Origin of the sequence: Mycobacterium sp., from assembly GCF_035640695.1 — a bacterium.
GTDB lineage: Bacteria > Actinomycetota > Actinomycetes > Mycobacteriales > Mycobacteriaceae > Mycobacterium.
Map to the genome: position 1 here is coordinate 1 of NZ_DASQVQ010000174.1, position 18,947 is coordinate 18,947.

At 69.6% G+C, this 18,947-nt stretch carries 16 protein-coding genes and 1 pseudogene; 11 read left to right on the forward strand and 6 right to left on the reverse strand.

What is annotated here, in order from left to right:
• From VE759_RS20595 to VE759_RS20615, 5 genes are all read right to left on the reverse strand, one after another.
• Positions 1-153 (reverse strand): class I SAM-dependent methyltransferase (locus tag VE759_RS20595; protein WP_324935910.1); only part of this gene is annotated, 153 nt, incomplete at its 3' end.
• 98 nt (positions 154-251) lie between these two features.
• Positions 252-1,154 carry an alpha/beta hydrolase gene (locus VE759_RS20600; protein ID WP_324935882.1) on the reverse strand — a complete coding sequence of 301 codons (903 nt, stop codon included), beginning with the start codon at positions 1,152-1,154 and terminating at the stop codon, positions 252-254.
• Positions 1,154-2,500, reverse strand: coding sequence for an AarF/ABC1/UbiB kinase family protein (locus VE759_RS20605; protein ID WP_324935884.1), 1,347 nt, complete (start codon positions 2,498-2,500; stop codon positions 1,154-1,156). Before VE759_RS20605 ends, VE759_RS20600 begins: the two co-directional genes overlap by 1 nt.
• 70 nt (positions 2,501-2,570) lie before the next feature.
• Positions 2,571-3,173 (reverse strand): DinB family protein, encoded by a 603-nt coding sequence (locus VE759_RS20610; RefSeq protein WP_324935886.1) that lies wholly within the window; start codon positions 3,171-3,173, stop codon positions 2,571-2,573.
• A gap of 15 nt (positions 3,174-3,188) precedes the next feature.
• Positions 3,189-3,716, reverse strand: coding sequence for a DinB family protein (locus VE759_RS20615; RefSeq protein ID WP_324935888.1), 528 nt, complete (start codon positions 3,714-3,716; stop codon positions 3,189-3,191).
• 63 nt (positions 3,717-3,779) lie between these two features.
• Here VE759_RS20615 and VE759_RS20620 point away from each other — a divergent pair, with 63 nt between their 5' ends.
• Positions 3,780-4,742 (forward strand): YafY family protein, encoded by a 963-nt coding sequence (locus VE759_RS20620; RefSeq protein ID WP_324935912.1) that lies wholly within the window; start codon positions 3,780-3,782, stop codon positions 4,740-4,742.
• Here VE759_RS20620 and VE759_RS20625 read toward each other — a convergent pair.
• A complete protein-coding gene (locus VE759_RS20625; protein ID WP_324935890.1) occupies positions 4,732-5,283 on the reverse strand; it encodes a nucleotidyltransferase in 552 nt (183 codons plus the stop codon). The two genes, VE759_RS20620 and VE759_RS20625, sit on opposite strands and share 11 nt — an antisense overlap.
• A 58-nt stretch (positions 5,284-5,341) precedes the next feature.
• On the opposite strand from VE759_RS20625, the gene VE759_RS20630 reads away from it, so the two are divergent.
• The 10 genes and pseudogenes from VE759_RS20630 to VE759_RS20675 form a co-directional block, all read left to right on the forward strand.
• Positions 5,342-6,109, forward strand: a complete 768-nt coding sequence (locus VE759_RS20630; RefSeq protein WP_324935892.1) for an endonuclease/exonuclease/phosphatase family protein — start codon at positions 5,342-5,344, stop codon at positions 6,107-6,109.
• Between the two features lie 17 nt (positions 6,110-6,126).
• Positions 6,127-10,344 carry an NEW3 domain-containing protein gene (locus tag VE759_RS20635; RefSeq protein ID WP_324935894.1) on the forward strand — a complete coding sequence of 1,406 codons (4,218 nt, stop codon included), beginning with the start codon at positions 6,127-6,129 and terminating at the stop codon, positions 10,342-10,344.
• On the forward strand, positions 10,341-10,964 hold the full coding sequence (locus VE759_RS20640; RefSeq protein WP_324935896.1) for a DUF7158 domain-containing protein: 624 nt from the start codon (positions 10,341-10,343) through the stop codon (positions 10,962-10,964). Before VE759_RS20635 ends, VE759_RS20640 begins: the two co-directional genes overlap by 4 nt.
• Positions 10,964-11,881: an ROK family protein gene (locus VE759_RS20645; RefSeq protein WP_324935898.1), complete on the forward strand. Its 918-nt coding sequence runs from the start codon at positions 10,964-10,966 to the stop codon at positions 11,879-11,881. The genes VE759_RS20640 and VE759_RS20645 overlap by 1 nt, the downstream gene beginning before the upstream one ends.
• Positions 11,882-11,979: 98 nt before the next feature.
• Positions 11,980-12,906 carry a class I SAM-dependent methyltransferase gene (locus tag VE759_RS20650; protein ID WP_324935900.1) on the forward strand — a complete coding sequence of 309 codons (927 nt, stop codon included), beginning with the start codon at positions 11,980-11,982 and terminating at the stop codon, positions 12,904-12,906.
• A gap of 314 nt (positions 12,907-13,220) precedes the next feature.
• Positions 13,221-13,754, forward strand: coding sequence for a 50S ribosomal protein L10 (gene rplJ, locus VE759_RS20655; protein ID WP_324935902.1), 534 nt, complete (start codon positions 13,221-13,223; stop codon positions 13,752-13,754).
• A gap of 35 nt (positions 13,755-13,789) precedes the next feature.
• Positions 13,790-14,185: a 50S ribosomal protein L7/L12 gene (rplL, locus tag VE759_RS20660; protein ID WP_324935904.1), complete on the forward strand. Its 396-nt coding sequence runs from the start codon at positions 13,790-13,792 to the stop codon at positions 14,183-14,185.
• Positions 14,186-14,346: 161 nt separating this feature from the next.
• Positions 14,347-15,411, forward strand: a complete 1,065-nt coding sequence (locus tag VE759_RS20665) for an ABC transporter ATP-binding protein (protein WP_324935906.1) — start codon at positions 14,347-14,349, stop codon at positions 15,409-15,411.
• A gap of 9 nt (positions 15,412-15,420) precedes the next feature.
• Positions 15,421-17,622, forward strand: coding sequence for a molybdopterin-dependent oxidoreductase (locus VE759_RS20670; RefSeq protein WP_324935908.1), 2,202 nt, complete (start codon positions 15,421-15,423; stop codon positions 17,620-17,622).
• 443 nt (positions 17,623-18,065) lie between these two features.
• Positions 18,066-18,947: pseudogene (locus tag VE759_RS20675) on the forward strand (DNA-directed RNA polymerase subunit beta); the annotation flags it as partial.

The window sequence follows — 18,947 nt, forward strand, 5'->3', positions numbered from 1 at the left end:
CTGCTCCAGGGTCATGTCCGCGCGCTCGAAATAGGCGCAGCTGTAGGTCCGCGTCTTGTCCAGGAACAGCGCGAAAAAGTCGTCGGACAGGTCGTAATGCGCCTGCACATCCTCGAAGTGCGGCTTCAGGACAGCCTTGCCTGGTTTCGACATGTTGGTGATCGGCCTTTCCAGATATCGCCGAAGGCATTCGCAAGTCCTGCGAATGCTAGCCGATCCGGTCGCCGGTACCGAATTGACAGCGCCGGCGGCTAGCCGGCCTCGGCGAAGTTCGTCTTCAGCTCCCCGACGATCTGGTCCCACAGTTGCTCGGGCAGCTCGTGGCCCATGCCGTCGATCAGCACCAGCCGCGCTCCGCGAATCGCCCGCGCGATGGCCCGCGCGCCCGAGGGTCGCATCAGCTTGTCGGCTTTCCCGTGGATCACCACGGTCGGCGCGGTGATCCGGCGGTCGTGGCGCAACAGGCTGCCGCTGCCCAGCACCGCCGCGAAGTGCCGGCCGACGCCGGCGGGGTAGTAGGCGCGGTCGTAGCCCTCGATGGCCTCGGCGCGGATGCGCTCCTCGGGGGCGGGATAGCCGGGGCTGCCGATGATTTTGCTGACCCGGACCGCGTTGTCGATGATCGCCGTACGCGACGAGTCCTTGGGCCGCTGCAGGATGGCGCGCAGCTGGTGCGGCCCGGGCGGCGGCAGGGCCGGCTGATTGTTGCTCGACATGATCACCGCCAGCGTCTTGGTGCGCTGCCGGTAGCGGGCCGCGAAGATCTGGGCGATCATGCCGCCCATCGACGCGCCGACGATGTGCGCGCTGTCGATGTGCAAGTGGTCCAGCACCGCCGCCGCGTCGTCGGCCAGGTCCTCCAGCGAATAGACGGCCTTGCTGCGCAGCCCGAAAAACGAGCGGACCATCCGCGTGGACAGCGCCTGACCGGTGTGCCGGCCCTCCACCTTGCTGGACAGGCCGACGTCGCGGTTGTCATAGCGGATCACCCGCAGGCCCAGGTCGACGAGCTTCTCGCAGAACCCGGGGCGCCACAACAGAAGTTGGGCGCCCAGCCCCATGATCAGCAGGACCGCGGGGTCGTTCGGGTCGCCCATGTCCTCGTAATAGATGTGCAGGTCGCCCGACTTCGCCGTCCCGGCACGGATGTCCACTACGCATCAACCTCTTCCGAATGCTCCCGGCTCACCTCGACCATGAAGTTCGCAAAATAACCCGTCAGCTGCGGGTCGGACATCATCTGCCACTTCGGCGCCAGCAGCTTCATGTAACGCTCCACGTAGAGGAACTGCTTGCCGATCAGCACCAGCTCCCGCGGCAGTTTCACGTCGTAGGCGTCGGCCAGCGCCGACAGCTGCCGGCCGATATCGGCATAGGACATGTCGCCCAGCGACTTCATGGTCAGCGGCGTCGCGAACGCCTCCAGGTCCTTGGCGGCCTGCTGTTCCGGCTTGGTTGTGCCGACCGCGCCCATCAGCACGACGATCTTGCCCGCGGCGGCGTGGTCCTTCTTGACCAGCAGCGCGTACACCAGCTCTCGCAGCAGCCAGCGCGTGCGCGGGTCGATGCGGCCCATGATGCCGAAGTCGAAGAAAACGATCTTGCCGTCGGAGTCCACGTACAGGTTGCCCGCGTGCAGGTCGCCGTGGAACAGACCGTGCCGCAGGCCGCCCTCGAACACGCTGAACAGCAGCGCCTTGACCAACTCGACACCGTCGAAACCGGCCTTGCGGATCGCGGCGGCGTCGTCGATGCGGATGCCGTGCACCCGCTCCATCGTCAGCACCCGGGCGGTGGTGTATTCCCAATACACCTTCGGCACCCGGATGTTCTTGCCCAGCGGCGAGGAGTTCATGTGCTCGACCCAGGTTTCCATCGACTGGCTCTCGATCATGAAGTCGAGTTCTTCGGCCAGGTTGTCGGCGAAGTCGGCGACGACGTCCTGGGCGGACAGCCGGCGGCCCAGCTTGGCCAGCTCGACGACCTGGGCGCCGCGCTTGAGGATCTGCAGGTCGGCGGCGACCCGGCGGCGGATGCCGGGCCGCTGGATCTTGACCACCACCTCCTCGCCGGTGTGCAGGGTCGCGTAGTGCACCTGCGCGATGGACGCCGACGCGAACGGCTGGTCGTCGAACTTCGCGAACAGCGTCGCCGGATCCTCGCCGAGGTCCTCGACGAACAGCTTGTGCACCCGGTCGGGATCGGCCGGCGGCACCGCGTCGAGCAGGCTGCGGAACTCCCGGCTGAGCGGCTCGCCGAACGCGCCGGGGCTGGACGCGATGATCTGGCCGAATTTGACGTAGGTGGGCCCGAGGTCCGCGAACGTGTGCGGCATCTCGGTGATGATTTTTTGTTGGATGCTGCCACGTCCGAGTGCCTTTTGGGCAACCCGGCCCGCGGCTCTGGTTACCTGCCAGCCGGTCGCGCCGATGCGCGCGGCCTCGGTAAGCAACGGCACCCGGTCCAGCTTGGCAACCTCGCGGTGCTCAGTTGTGCTCATGGCTGCAGTGTCTCAGAGTTTGTCGGATGCCACCTAATCGACAGCCCTGCGGCCCGTCGGGCATGCGGCGTCAACCTGCCCGCGGTGGCCGCCACTTCTTGATGAAGTCCGTCTCCGGCCAGTCCTCGGCGGCGGCCATCAGCTCGTACATCGTTGCGCCGTCGATGGATTCGCGAATGATGTCGGCGTGGCCGGCGTGCCGGGACAGCTCCTCGATGAGGTGGTGGCCGACCCAGCGCACCGACCAGTGGTCGACGTCGTGCGGGAACCACGGAACGTCGTGCGGTACCGGAACCGGGGCGTCCAGGTCGGCGGCGGCGAACACCCTCAGCGTCTCCGCGTTCTGCGCGCGCAGGGTATCCAGCAGCCGATCGAGGGTTTCGTCGTCGCGCATCACGTACTCGTCGGCGTAGGCGGCCATCACCTGCTCGATCGGCCGCGGATCCGGCGGCGGGAAATCCGGCGCCGACGCCGCACGCTGGGCCCAGCCGCGCTGAACCCCCGCGGCGTGCTTGATCAGACCGCCGATCGACAACGCGCTCGCCGAGGGCGTGCGGCGGGCCTGCTCGTCGGTCAGGCCGTGGGCGACCGCGAAGAACGCGTTCTGCTGAAACGCGATGAATGCCAGCAGGGTTTCGCGCTCGTCGGCGCCGGGCGGGGGCATTCCGGGCATCTAAGATCTTCCTTTCTAGTGAGAGTGAACGTAAAGGTCTCGCAGGCAAGCGATTTCGGCGCCGTGGTGGATCATTTCGCGGTTGATGTGCAGAATCAGCTCCGACATCGGGTATTGGGCGTACGGGCCTTCCTTGGCACCGACCGGCGTCGCCAGACCTGTGCTGTCCAGGCCGCGCACACCATCGATCCACCGCTGGTACGCGTCGTCGAGCTGGGCGAGCGCGGTGGCTGCGTCGGTGGCGTAGTCCCACGACTGGTAGTCCGCCGCCGGCCCGGCGAAGTGGAAATGGCTACGCATCGCCAGCACGCCGACGATGACGTGTGCCATCCGCCACGCGATCGTCGTGAACGGCGCCGGCTCCGGCGCCGGGTAGGCGAAGTCGATGCGGCCGTCGCGGTGCACGGTCCAGCAGCCTGTCACGGGCTCCCAGAAGTACTCGTCGTCGGTCAGGCCGGCCAGTCGCGGCCGCAGCTGCCGGCGCCAGTGAAAGTCGAGTTGATCGGCCAGTTGGGCGGTCATATCTCGGGTTTCGGTGGTCATGTGCTAAAGCGTCGCAGCCGTAGCGGACAGATCCTGTCCTAAGACTGTGCGACCATGAAATACGTGTCCGAGACGACCAGCCGGGTGCTGCAGCTGCTGGGTCTGCTGCAGTCTCGGCGGGTATGGAGCGGCGAGGAATTGGCCGCGCGGCTGCGCGTGACCACCCGCAGCGTGCGCCGCGACGTCGACCGGCTGCGCGACCTCGGTTATCCGGTGCACGCGAGCAGGGGCCACGGCGGCGGCTATCAGCTCGGCGCCGGCGCGGCGCTGCCGCCGCTGCTGCTTGATCCCGACGAGGCGGTGGCGGTGGCGGTGTGTCTGCGGCTGGCCGCGGGCGGCAGCGTCGCCGGGGTCGGGGAGGCGGCGCTGCGCGCGCTGAGCAAGCTCGACCAAGTGTTGCCGACGCGGCTGCGCCGCCAAGTCGCCGCCGTGCACGACGCGACGGTCACGCTGACGCCGTCGTCGGTGGATTCGCCGGTCGAGCCGGATGTGTTGATGGCGCTCGCCCGGGCCTGCCGCGACCGCGAGCACGTGACGGCCGGCTATGTCGACCGGGCCGGCAGCGCCACGCAGCGCCGGTTGGAGCCGTATCAGTTGGTGACGACGGGCCGGCGCTGGTATCTGCTGGCGTACGACCGCGACCGGCGGGACTGGCGCAGCCTGCGGTTGGATCGGATGGCCGACGTGCGCGCGCTCGGCAGCACGTTCACGCCGCGGCCGGCGCCCGATGCGGCCGACTACGTGCGCCGCTCGATCACCGCGTCGCCGTACCGCTATGTCGCCCGGGTACGCTACTTCGCGCCCTACAGCGTTGTGTCGCAATACTTTTCCGCGGCCTCGACGACGATCGAGCCGGACGGCGCCGGCGCCTGTGTGGTCACCGCCGGCGCCGACGACCCGACCCGGATGGCGCTGTACTTCGCGATGCCCGGCTGCGACTTCGAGGTGCTCGACCCGCCCGAGGTCGTCGACGCGGCGCGTGCGGTCGCCGACCGGCTTCGCCGCGCGGGGGGCGTCAGGACGTGATGCCGAGGCGGTCGGTGAGGAACAGAAAAGCCGCCGCAAAATCGTTGTCGGCGCTGGCAGTTCGCACCCGGTCCCAGTCGACCCGCTCGCGCACCGCCCGCACCGCGGGCAGCAGCGTCGCGAAGTCGCAATAGTGTTCGTCGAGGGAGCACAACTTCTCCGTCATCACCTCCGTCGGCGACAGCACGCGCATCGCGATCGCGAGGACGTCGCGGGTCTCGGCCGAACTGATTGTCGCCGGCTCCACCGGCACGCCGTTGAGCCGATGCAACACGTCGATGACGGAGTCGTTTCCGACGCACGCCTTGAACAGCCAGTCCTCCGGCGTGCGCTGGATGCGGAAGCCGGCTTCCTTCAACGTCGCCGCCGCGTCGTCCGCGTCGGCCTCGGCGACGACGAAGTCGACATCGTGCACGGGCTCCGGCGCGCCGTATACCCACAGCGCGTAGCTGCCGCCCAGCGCGAACTCCGGTCCGTGCTCCTTGAGCGCCGACGCGGCGCGTTTCAGCGCGTCGCGCAGTTCGTCGTTTCGTGCGGCCACTCGTCATCCCTGGTGGTTGCCGCGCATTGGCGGGTAATGGGACGGGTAAGTAGTACCCATGCGGATGGCCACCTTCAACATCCTGCACGGACGCAGCGTTCACGACGGCGTCGTCGACCTGAAAAGACTGGCCGAATCGGTACGGCGACTCGACGCCGACGTGCTCGCGCTGCAGGAGGTGGACCTCGATCAGCCCCGCTCGGCGCGCTCCGACCTGACCGCGGTCGCGGCCGAGGCGATGGGCGCGATCAGCCACCGGTTCGTCGCCGCGATCTCGGGCACCCCGGGCGCGACGTGGATGGCCGCGACCGGCAGCGAACAGCCCGGCACCGCCGCGTACGGAATCGCGCTGTTGTCGCGGTTTCCGGCCGACAGCTGGCAAGTGGTGCGGTTGCCCCGCATACCTGCCAGGTTGCCGATGTATCTGCCGGGCCCGCATCGAGTCCAGATCGTGCACGAGGAACCGCGCGCGGCGATGATGGCACGGCTCGACACCGCGCTGGGCCCGCTGACCGTCGCCAACACCCATCTGTCGTTCGTGCCCGGCTGGAACCGCGTGCAACTGCGGACGCTGATCCGCGATCTGCGGGGCTTCCCGGGACCGCGGCTGCTGATGGGTGACCTCAACATGTCGCCGCCGGCGCCCAGTCGCTGGACCCGGCTGCGCCCACTCGGTACGGCGCCCACCTTTCCCGCCGACGTTCCCGTTCGCCAGCTGGATCACGTGCTGACCGATGATGCAACGCTGTGCGTGGACCGTTGCGAGGCGCCGACGCTGTCGGTCTCGGATCACCGCGCGCTCGTTGTCGAGGTTTCGCGGCGTTGACGCCGTAGGCTCTTGGGGTGCACGTCATCTCCGCGGAGTCGACGGAGCTGTTCGTCGGTCCGCCGGACGCGCCGCGGCAACTGGTGCGGGTGACCGTCGCGGGCGCCACCGAGCCAACGCCGATCCGGGTTGGCGGCGACGGTGTAGCCGGTCAAGCGGTGGCTGCGCCCGGTAACGGTGTCGTCGAGGTGCCGGTACAGGTTGACCGGCCCACCCCTGGGGCGCGGCGGGTCGCCCGGGTGTTGACCGCCGGTGCCGTCACGCCGTTCGAGTTCACCGTCGCAGAACCCGGCTGGACGCTGTACATGATCAGCCACTTCCACTACGACCCGGTTTGGTGGAACACCCAGGGCGCGTATACCAGCGTGTGGACCGAGGACCCGCCGGGCGACTGCAGGCAGACGAACGGCTTCGATTTGGTGCGCGCGCATTTGGAAATGGCCCGTCGCGAGCCGGAATACAAGTTCGTGCTGGCCGAAGTCGACTACCTCAAGCCGTACTGGGACACCCACCCCGAGGACCGCGCCGACCTGCGCCGGCTGATCGACCAGGGCCGCGTCGAGATCATGGGCGGCGCCTACAACGAGCCGAACACCAATCTCACCAGCCCGGAAACGACGATCCGGAACCTGGTGCACGGCAGTGGTTTTCAACGCGATGTGCTCGGCGCCGACCCCCGCACCGCGTGGCAGCTCGACGTCTTCGGTCACGACCCGCAGTTCCCCGCCATGGCGGCCGACGCCGGGCTGACCTCCAGCTCGTGGGCGCGCGGCCCGCATCATCAGTGGGGACCGATGGGCAACGCCGGCGATCTCGCTCGCATGCAGTTCTGCAGCGAGTTCGAGTGGATCGCGCCGTCGGGGCGCGGCTTGCTGACCCATTACATGCCGGCGCACTACTCGGCCGGCTGGTGGATGGATTCGTCGACCACGGTGCGGCAGGCCGAGGACGCCACCTATCGCCTGTTCGCCGAATTGAAGAAGGTCGCGGCGACCCGCAACGTGTTGCTGCCGGTCGGCACCGACTACACGCCACCGAACAAGTGGGTCACCGAGATTCACCGCGACTGGAACTCGCGGTACACCTGGCCCAGGTTTGTGTGCGCGCTGCCGAAGGAGTTCTTCGCCGCGGTTCGGGCCGAACTGGACGGGCGCGGCGTGACCGCGTCGCCGCAGACCCGCGACATGAACCCGGTCTACACCGGCAAGGACGTGTCCTACATCGACACCAAGCAGGCCAACCGCGCGGCCGAGGATGCGGTGCTCGACGGCGAGAAGTTTGCGGTCTTCGCCGGCCTGGTTGCCGGCGCGCGCTATCCGCAGGCCGCGCTCGCCAAGGCCTGGGTGCAGCTGGCCTACGGCGCGCACCACGATGCCATCACCGGCTCGGAGTCCGACCAGGTGTACCTCGACCTGCTGACCGGGTGGCGCGACGCGTGGCAGCTCGGTCGAGCGGCGCGCGACAATTCGCTCGCGCTGCTGTCGAGCGCGGTCACCGGGTCGCTCGTGGTGTGGAACACGTTGAGCCACAACCGCACCGACGTCGTGACGATGCGACTGGCCGAGCCGTTGCGGTCGGGGGCGCGGGTGCGCGACGCCGACGGCGCCGAGGTGCCCGCGCTCGTCGAGCACGACGGGCACTCGGTGAGTTGGCTCGCGCGTGACGTGCCGTCGCTGGGCTGGCGGGCTTACCGCCTTGTCGAAACCGGCGATGTCAGCGACCACGCAGCGGCCTGGGAGGTGTTGCCCGGCAACGAGATCGCCAACGAGCACTACCGCATGCGCGTCGACCCGGCCCGTGGCGGCGGGGTGTCGTCGCTGGTCGAGCTGGCCGGCGGCCGGGAGCTGATCGCCGACGGACGAGTCGGCAACGAGCTCGCCGTCTATGACGAATACCCGGCGCACCCGCACGGCGGCGAGGGCCCGTGGCATTTGCTGCCGAACGGACCCGTGGTGTGTTCGTCGGAGTTTCCGGCCGAGTCGGTGCACGCGTACCGCAGCCCGCTGGGCGGGCGGCTCGTGGTGCGCGGCCGGATCGGTGACCTGCTGCGCTACACCCAGATCGTCACGCTGTGGCGGGGCGTGGCCCGGGTGGACTGCCGTACCACGATCGACGGGTTCACCGGCGCGGACCGTCTGGTGCGGCTGCGCTGGCCCTGCCCGGTGCCGGGCGCGATGCCGGTGAGCGAGGTAGGCGATGCGGTGATCGGCCGTGGCTTCGCGCTGCTTCACCAACCCGGCGCCAGCGGCCACGGACGCTCCGTCGACACCGCCGAGCATCCGTGGACGCTGGACAACCCCGCGTACGGCTGGTTCGGGTTGTCGTCGGCGGCGCGGGTCCGGGTCGGCGCCGAAATCCGCGCCGTGTCGGTCGCCGAGGTGGTGTCGCCGACGGAGGCCGAGTCCGGCCCGCTGGCACGCGATCTGATGGTCGCGCTGGTTCGGGCCGGCGTCACGGCCACCTGCAGCGGCGCCGACAAGCCGCGCTACGGCGACCTGGGCATCGACTCCAACCTGCCCGACACCCGGATCGCTCTCGGTGGGCCGGAACAGAATTCGTTCACCGCGGCGGTGCTCGCCGAGTCCGACGGCGTCTACACCGAGGAGCTCAAGCGTCAGTTGTACGCCACCGGTCAGGCCAGGGTGTGGGTGCCGGCCGCCGCACCGCTTGCCGCCGCCTGGGTGCCGGGCGCGGACCTGCGTGGCGTGCGGGCGCTGCCGGTGCTGGTGATCGCGGGCAACGGCGCCGGTCTCGACGACGCGGTGGCGTCGGTCGTCGACGACCTCGGCGACGCCGAAATCGTCGTCGGCCATCCGGTTCCGTCGCAGCTCGAGCCGTTCGAGTCGCGCACCGTCGCGGTGCTGAACCGGGGCATGCCCGGCTTCGCCGTCGACACCGCGGGCACGCTGCACACGTCGCTGATGCGCTCGTGCACCGGCTGGCCGTCGGGCATTTGGATCGACCCGCCGCGGCGCACCGCACCCGACGGGTCCAACTTCCAGCTGCAGCACTGGACCCACACCTTCGACCACGCGCTGACCGCCGGCGACGGCGACTGGCGGCAGGCCCAGATCCCCGCCCGCAGCGCGGAGTTCTCGCATCCGCTGCTGGCCGTGCAGTCCGGTGACGCCGCCGAAACCCTGCCCGCGGCCGGCTCGCTGTTGCGGCTGGAGCCGGCCGGCTCGGCGCGGCTCGGCGCGCTGAAGGCGGCCGGTAACCCGCTCGCGCGCGGCAGCAGCCGAGCCGTGGATCCCGCCGCCGTCGCGGTGCGACTGGTCGAAAACCGCGGCGAACAAACCGAAGTCGCCATCGGGTCCGCCATCGGCACGGTGTCGGAGCTCGGCGGCGCCGACCTTCTCGAGCGGCCGCGGCGCGACCGGGTCGGCACCGGCCCACCGGCGCTGGACGGCTACCAGATCGCGACCATGCTCGCCCGCCTCGATGTGCCGAGGATGTTCGACGCCGGCCACGCCGCGCTGGCGCCGGACGCCGAGGCCGCGCAGCCGCTGTACGCGCGGTACTGGCTGCACAACCGGGGGCCCGCCCCGCTGGGCGGGCTGCCCGCCGTCGCGCACCTGCACCCGCATCGGGTGACCGCCGAGCCGGATTGCCCACTGCCGCTGCGACTCACCGTGGCCAGCGACTGCACCGACTCGTCACTGAGCGGCGTGGTTCGACTGCGGTGTCCGGACGGCTGGTCGGCCCGCCCGAGCCGGCTGCCGTTCGAGCTGCCCCCCGGCGAGTTCGCGGAGACCGACATCGAACTGACCATGCCACCCGGCATCCCGCCCGGGTTGTACCCGGTGCGCGCCCAGCTCGGCGTCACCGGCGCAGACGCCGGAACGGTCCCGCCCGCCTGGCGGCAGCTCGTCGAGGACGTCTGCATCGTCACCGTCGGCGCGCCGCCGGGGCGCCACGATGTCCTGCGGCTGGTCGGCGGACCGCACGACGTCGACGTGACACCCGGCCGGACGGCTCGGATCGCCGTCACCGTCGGCACCGATGCGTGCGCCGATGTGGCGGTGGAGGCCCACCTGATCAGCCCGTGGGGCACCTGGGAGTGGATCGGGCCGGCCGTCCGCGGCGCGGTGCTGCCCGCCGGTGGCACAGCCGAACTCGGCTTCGACGTCGCCCCGCCGACCTGGCTGCAGCCCGGCCGGTGGTGGGCGCTCATCCGGGTCGGTTGCGCCGGCCGGTTGATCTACTCCCCGGCGGTGCAGGTGACGGTGCGATGAGCGGGCACCCCGACGTGGCAGCGACGGTGGCCGGTGCGCCGGTGTCGGTCGACGAGGTCGACGCGCGTGAGGATCGGTTGCGCCGCACCAGTGTCGCCGCCGCGCTGCCGCGGCCGGGCACCAGCGAGGGCAGGCAGCTGCGCCGCTGGCTGACCCAGCTGCTGGTGACCGAGCGGGTAGTGGCCGCCGAAGCCGCCGCGCTCGGGCTCAGCGCCCGGGGTGCGCCCGCCGAGGACGAGTTGTTGCCGGACGTGTCGGCCCGGCATGACATCGGCAGCGTGGCCGCGGCGGCACTGGCCGACCCGCTCGCCCGGGCGTTGTTCGCGCGGGTGACCGCCGCCGTCGACGTCACCGCCGCCCAGGTGTCGGATTACCACGCCCGCAACCCATTTCGGTTCGCCGCCCCCCGCGCCGGGCGCGACGGCTGGCGCGGCCGGGCCGCCACCGCGCCGCCGCTTCACGAGGTGCGGTCGGCGATCACCGAACACCTCCGCGCCGCCGCCCGGCGCCGCGCCTTCCGGATATGGCTGGACGCCCGGCGCGCCGCGCTCGTCGAGTTGGCGCCCGGCTACGAGCATCCGGGCGACCCTCGGCAGCCCGACAACACCCACAAGCATTGATGACCGGGTTGATCCTCGCGATCGACATCGGCGGCACGAAGATCGCCACCGGTCTCGTGGACCCGAACGGCAGCCTCGTCCACTCCGCCAGGCGCCCCACCCCGGACGGCGACGCCGAGGGCGTGTGGGCGGTGGTCGACGCGCTGATCACCGACACGATGACCGCGGCCACCGGCGGTGTGCGCGGCGTGGGCATCGCCTCCGCGGGCCCGATCGATCTGCCCAGTGGCACCGTCAGCCCGATCAACATCGTTGAGTGGCAACGGTTCCCGATCGTGGACCGGGTAGCGGCGGCACTGCCGGGTGTGCCGGTGCGGCTGGGCGGCGACGGCCTGTGCATGGCGCTGGGCGAGCGCTGGCGCGGAGCGGCCCGCGGCGCAAGCTTCCTCCTCGGCATGGTGGTGTCCACCGGCGTCGGCGGCGGGTTGGTGCTGGACGGCGCCCCGTACGACGGTCGCACCGGCAACGCCGGGCACGTCGGCCACGTGGTGGTGCAGCCGGACGGCGAGCGGTGCTCGTGCGGCGGGCACGGCTGCGTCGAGACCATCGCCGCCGGGCCGCGGATGGCGATCTGGGCTCGCGAGCACGGCTGGGTCGCGCCGGCCGGGGCGGAAGCAAAGGAGCTGGCCGACGCGGCCGATGCCGGAGACCCGGTGGCGCTGCAGGCCTTTCGCCGCGGCGCCACCGCGGTCGCCGCGATGATCGCGTCGGTGGGCGCGGTATGCGACCTCGACCTCGTCGTGATCGGCGGGGGAGTGGCAATGTCGGGTGCGCTGCTGTTCGACCCGCTGCGCGAGGCCTTGGCGTGGCATGCCCGCCTTGACTTCCTGCGCGGCCTGCGGGTCGTGCCCGCCGAACTCGGCGGCGACGCCGGTCTGGTCGGCGCGGCCGCGCTGGTGGACACCGAAATCAGGTGAGGGGCTCACAGTTTCGCGGCGTACATTCGCGCCCGGACAAGTCCGGTCAAGCCGGAGCAGGACCGCAACGGACCGGACGGGACCGGAAGGGACATGACATGGCGCGGACCGACAACGACACCTGGGACCTTGCCACCAGCGTCGGCGCGACGGCGACCGGCGTCGCGGTGGGGCGTGCCCTGGCCAGCCGGGCGAGCAACCCGCTGATCGACGATCCGTTCGCCGAGCCGCTGGTGCGCGCGGTCGGCGTCGACTTCTTCACCCGGCTGGCCAGCGGCGAGCTCGATCCCGCCGAGGTCGACGGCGACTCCCCGTGGGGCATGCAGCGGATGACCGACATGATGGCCGTGCGCACCCGGTTCTTCGACGAATTCTTCACCGACGCAACCAGAGCCGGGATTCGCCAGGCGGTGATCCTGGCCTCGGGGCTGGATGCCCGCGCCTACCGGTTGCCCTGGCCGGACGGCACCACGGTCTACGAGATCGATCAGCCGCAAGTGATCGAGTTCAAGTCCGCGACACTGGCCCGCCTGGACGCCGCTCCCACCGCCGACCGCCGGCCCGTGGCCATCGACCTGCGCCAGGACTGGCCCGCCGCGCTGCGCCAAGCCGGTTTCGACAGCAGCCGGCCGACGGCGTGGAGCGCCGAGGGCTTGCTCGCATTCCTGCCGCCCGACGCCCAGGACCGGCTGCTCGACAACCTCACCGCGCTGAGCGCGGCGTCGAGCCGGTTCGCCTCCGAGAACATGCCCAGCTCGAGCCAGTTCCATACCGAAATGCAGCAGCGGATGCGGGCCGCCACCCAGAACTGGCGACGGCACGGCTTTGACATCGACATGACCGAGTTGGGTTACCCGGGGGACCGCGCCGAGGTGGCCGGCTATCTGGGCAGCCACGGCTGGGAAACCGCCACCACCAAGGTGGCCGACCTGTACGCGGCCGCCGGGCTGGCCATGCCCACCGAGAACGACGAAATGGCGGCGCTGCGGGAATCGTTCACCTTCGTCACCGCGACCCGGACCTAGCCACCCGAGTCAACGGCCCGAGCCAACGGCGTTTTGGCTGATCGACGGCGGTTGCGCTACCCTGGTGTGGCTCCACCGAAGACCGTCGGTCACCGAGTAATCGGTTGAAGGTCCGGGAACGATCCCGGCGGCCCGCGCAGGAGGACGAGGCTCGGCGCGCAGCAACGCAACCTTGCGCGCGCCCATTTCCGCGCCCCGACCCTGCGTCGGGGCGTCCGTCGTTTTCCGGGCCTTCTTGGCGGGGCGCGCAGACACCCACACCGCGCAGACACCCACCCACCCACACCGCGCAGACACCCACCAAGGAGGCATGCATGGCAAAGGCTGACAAGGCCACCGCCGTCGCCGAGATTGCCGAGCGGTTCAAGGATTCGACCGCCACCGTCGTCACCGAGTACCGGGGCCTGACGGTGTCGAACCTCGCCGAGCTGCGCCGCTCTCTCGGCGCCTTCGCCACCTACTCGGTGGCCAAGAACACCCTCGTCAAGCGGGCCGCTTCCGAGGCGGGCATCGAGGGTCTCGACGAGCTGTTCGTCGGGCCAACGGCGATCGCGTTCGTCAAGGGTGAGCCGGTCGACGCCGCGAAGGCGCTGAAGAACTTCGCCAAGGACAACAAGGCGCTGGTCATCAAGGGCGGCTACATGGACGGCCGCCCGTTGACCGTCGCCGAGGTCGAGCGCATCGCCGATCTGGAGTCGCGCGAGGTGCTGCTGGCCATGCTGGCCGGTGCGATGAAGGGCAACCTGGCCAAGGCGGCCGGGCTGTTCAACGCCCCGGCGGCCCAGGTGGCCCGGCTGGCCGCCGCGCTGCAGGAGAAGAAGTCCGGCGACAACCCCGAAGCCGCGTAAACCCCCGTAAGACCCCAACGAAAGGACCCAACACCATGGCCAAGCTGTCCACCGACGAACTGCTCGACGCGTTCAAGGAGATGACGCTGCTCGAGCTGTCGGACTTCGTCAAGAAGTTCGAGGACACCTTCGAGGTCACCGCGGCCGCCCCGGTCGCTGTCGCCGCCGCGCCGGGCGCCGCCGCTGCCGGAGCGCCGGCCGAGGCCGTCGAGGAGCAGAGCGAGTTCGACGTGGTCCTCGAGGCCGCCGGCGACAAGAAGATCGGCGTCATCAAGGTGGTCCGCGAGATCGTTTCCGGTCTGGGCCTCAAGGAGGCCAAGGACCTCGTCGACAGCGCACCCAAGCCGCTGCTGGAAAAGGTTGCCAAGGACGCGGCCGACGAAGCCAAGGCCAAGCTCGAGGCCGCAGGCGCCACCGTCACCGTCAAGTAGTCCGGGCCGGAAAGGGGCCGTCCCGGCAAACCGGGGCGGCCCCTCGCACCCGCTCCAACCTGCGACTACGGGTGTCACAGGTGGCGGGGGTAGGCTAGAGTGACTCAAGCCACAGGCGGGAGGCTGGTGGCGGGCACCGAGCATAGGCGGAAGGATCGTGCGTGGGCATTGCAATCGAAGTTGAAGGATTGACCAAGTCCTTCGGCGCGCAGCGAATCTGGGAGGACGTCACGCTCACCGTCCCCGAGGGCGAGGTGAGCGTCCTGCTGGGCCCGTCCGGCACCGGCAAGTCGGTGTTCTTGAAGTCACTGATCGGGTTGCTGCGTCCCGAGCGCGGCAAGATCGTCGTCCACGGCACCAACATCATCGAGTGCTCGGCAAAGGAGCTCTACGACATCCGCACGCTGTTCGGGGTGATGTTCCAGGACGGCGCGCTGTTCGGCTCGATGAACATCTATGACAACACCGCCTTCCCGTTGCGTGAGCACACCAAGAAGAAGGAAAGCGAGATCCGTGACATCGTCATGGAGAAGCTCACCCTGGTGGGCCTCGACGGCGACGAGAACAAGTTCCCCGGCGAGATCTCCGGCGGCATGCGCAAGCGCGCCGGCCTGGCCCGCTCGCTGGTGATGGACCCGCAGATCATCCTCTGCGACGAGCCCGACTCCGGTCTCGATCCGGTGCGCACCGCCTACCTGAGCCAGCTGCTGATCGACATCAACGCGCAGATCGACGCGACCATCCTGATCGTGACCCACAACATCAACATCGCACGCACCGTGCCGGACAACATCGGCATGCTGTTCCGCAAGCACCTGGTCATGTTCGGGCCGCGCGAAGTGCTGCTGACCAGTGACGAGCCCGTCGTGCGGCAGTTCCTCAACGGTCGCCGGGTCGGTCCGATCGGCATGTCCGAGGAGAAGGACGAGGCCACGATGGCCGAGGAGCAGGCGATGATCGAGGCCGGCCATCACCACGGTGGCGTCGAAGAGATCCAGGGCGTGCCACCGCAGATCGTCGCCACCCCCGGCCTGCCCGAGCGCCAGGCCGTCCAACGCCGCCAGGCCCGGGTCCGCGAGATCATGCACACCCTGCCGAAGAGCGCCCAGGAAGCCATCCGCGACGACCTCGAGGGCACCCACAAGTACCGGGCCTCCGAGTTCGGCGACGAGGGATACGGCGAGGAGGAGACCACGCAGGCGATCCCGACCTCGCGGGAGCGCTGACCCGGCCCGATGAGCCGCGAGCACAGGGCGACGTTCTGTCGGATCTGTGAACCGCTGTGCGGCATGGTGGCCGCCGTCGAAGACGGTCGGCTGGTCGAGCTGCGACCCGATCGCGAGCATCCGCTGTCGTCCGGTTTCGCGTGCCAGAAGGGCATCGCGTTCGCCGAGGTGCAAAACGATCCCGACCGGCTGACCACGCCGCTGCGGCGCACACCCGACGGCCGGTTCGAGCCCGTCGGCTGGGACGACGCGATGACCGACATCGCCCGGCGGCTGACCCGCATCCACCGCACCCACGGATCCGGTGCGATCGGCTGGTACTACGGCAACCCCGGCGCGTTCAGCTATTCGCATGTGCTGTGGCTGCCGATGTTCATGTCCGCGCTGGGCCGCGGCGCGCACCTGTTCACCGCGGGCTCCCAAGACGTCAACAACCGATTCGTGGCCAGCCAGCTGCTGTACGGCAACCCATTGGCGCTGCCGGTGCCCGACGTGCTGCGCACCGACTTTCTGGTCGTGATCGGGGCGAATCCGCTGGTGTCGCACGGCAGCGTGCTGACGGTGCCGCGCATCCGCGACCGCATGCACGACATCGTCAAACGCGGTGGGCGGGTGCTGGTGGTGGACCCGCGCCGGACCGAGACCGCGGCCCAATTCGACTGGCTGCCCATCGTCCCAGACGCCGACGCGTATTTGCTGCTGTCGCTATTGCAGGTGATGTTCGCCGAGCACCTGGCCGACCGCAGGCACATCTCGCGGCTCGCCGACGGACTGCCGTGGCTACAGCTGGCCGCCGCGCCGTTCACCCCGGAGGCCACCGAACAGCGCACTGGAATCGCACCGGACGTCGTGCGGGCGCTGGCCCGCGATCTGGTCGCGACGCCGCGCGCCGCGGTGTATGGCCGCGTCGGCACCAGCACCGGCGAAAATGGAACGCTCACAACGTATTTGCTTGACGCGGTGAACATCGTCGCGGGCAACATCGACGTCGTGGGCGGCAGCATGTTCGGCACCTGGGGTCTGCCCGCGGAGCGCTGGCTGATGAAGATCGCCGCGGCGGGGCTGCGCGCCCGCTACCACCGCCGCCGCTCGCGCATTGGCGGCTTTCCGTCGGTGCTGATGTCGGAGCCGGCCGCGCTGATGGCCAAGGAGATCACCACCCCGGGACCAGGCCAGATCAAGGCTTTGCTGGTGAGTGCGGGCAATCCGGTGCTCTCGGTGCCGAACGGCGCGGAATTAGAGGGCGCGTTGGAGGCGCTCGAGCTGATGGTCGGCATCGACTTCTACCTCACCGAGACCACCGCGCACTGCGACTACGTGCTGCCGGCGGCGACCATGTACGAGCGCGACGACTTCCCGCTGGCGTTTCAGACGCTGCAGCCGACGCCGTTCCGGCAGGCCACCGAGCCCGTCGTCGCGCCCGCGGGCCAGGCACGCGCCGAGTGGCAGATCATCGACGAGCTGGCCGGCCGGCTGTGGCGGCGCACGCCGCGGTTCGCGGCGATGGCCGCCGTCCGCGCGGCGCTGCGGCTGTTCGGTGTCCGGCTGACGCCCCGCACCCTCGTCGACGCGGTGATCCGGTTCTCCGCGGGCGGTGACCGGTTCGGGCTGCGCCGCGGGGGGCTCAGCTTCACCAAGCTCACCCGGCAGCACCCGCACGGCGTGGTGCTGGCCGACAACCTCACCGCCGGCGTGCTGCGCGACGTCGTGGTCCATCGCGGTCGGCGGGTGCGGCTGCGGCACCCGGAAATCGAGGCCGAGATCGCGAAGCTGTCGAGGCGGTCGGCTCCCGACGGCTTTCCGATGCGGATGATCGGGATGCGGGAGTCGCGGTCGGAGAACTCGTGGCTGCACAACGCGCCACTGCTGATGCGCGGCGGTCGCGCCCACCGGGCGTTGATGCACGTCAGCGACGCGGCACCGCTGCATGTCGGCGACGGCGACACGGTGCGGGTCAGCTCGCCGCACGGGCACATCGAGCTGCCGGTGACGCTGACCAGCGACATCGTGGCGGGCGTGATCGCGATTCCGCACGGCTGGGGTCACCGGGGCACCGGCGGCTGGCGGGTGGCCAACCGGGCCGGCGGCGCGAACGTCAACCAGCTGATGTCCAGCGCGCCCGAAGACCTCGAGGCGCTGGCCGGCATGGCCCGCCTGACCGGCGTGCCGGTGCTGGTCGAACGTGCGGTGACGGCGCCGGCCGCGAGCTGACGGCGGGAAATCCGCCGCATGGCGGCCATCCACGCACACTCGAGGCCGAGGGTTCACACTCGCAGCGAATGGATCCGCGTCGATCCGCGTCGATAAGCGAATTAAGCGCATCAAACAGTGTGTGAACCCTTGACGGACCGGCCCTGCAGGCGTCAATCTGTTGGGCAGCATGCGCATAGGTAGACCAGGACGCCGGCCAGCGCCTTAGTTTTGCGCGCGCGGTTGAGGAATAACGGATCCTGCGCTACTGTTGTTCGTTGCGCTGGCTACTTCCTGCCCATCTCACCCGCACCTGACATTGTGGTCCACGCCTGATCCCTCGTCGGGCGCATATCCGTGTCTACGAACCGGACAGGTCGTCAGCCGGCCAACCGACGCAGAAACGCGGCAACAGCCCGGTAACCCGGACCCGTTCGTCGCATGAGGTGCTGGAAGGATGCATCTTGGCAGCTTCTCGCCAGAGCAAAACAGCCGTAGCTACTCCCTCTAACGGCTCCGTCCCCGGGGCCCCCAACCGAATTTCTTTCGCGAAGCTCCGTGAACCGCTCGAGGTTCCGGGGCTGCTTGACGTGCAGACCGAGTCGTTCGAGTGGTTGATCGGATCGGAGCGGTGGAAGGAAATCGCCGCCGCCCGCGGTGACGTGGAGCCGGTCGGCGGCCTCGAAGAGGTGCTGTCCGAGCTGTCGCCGATCGAGGACTTCTCCGGGTCGATGTCGCTGTCGTTTTCCGATCCGCGCTTCGACGAGGTCAAGGCCCCGGTCGACGAGTGCAAAGACAAGGACATGACGTACGCGGCCCCGCTGTTCGTCACGGCCGAGTTCATCAACAACAACACCGGCGAGATCAAGAGCCAGACGGTGTTCATGGGCGACTTCCCGATGATGACCGACAAGGGCACGTTCATCATCAACGGCACCGAGCGGGTCGTCGTTTCCCAGCTGGTCCGCTCGCCGGGCGTGTACTTCGACGAGAACATCGACAAGTCCACCGAGAAGACGCTGCACAGCGTCAAGGTGATCCCCGGCCGCGGTGCGTGGCTGGAGTTCGACGTCGACAAGCGCGACACCGTCGGCGTGCGCATCGACCGCAAGCGCCGCCAGCCGGTGACGGTGCTGCTCAAGGCGCTGGGCTGGACCAACGAGCAGATCACCGAGCGGTTCGGCTTCTCCGAGATCATGATGTCGACGCTGGAGAAGGACAACACCGCGGGCACCGACGAGGCGCTGCTGGACATCTACCGCAAGCTGCGCCCGGGCGAGCCGCCGACCAAGGAGTCCGCGCAGACCCTGCTGGAGAACCTGTTCTTCAAGGAGAAGCGCTACGAC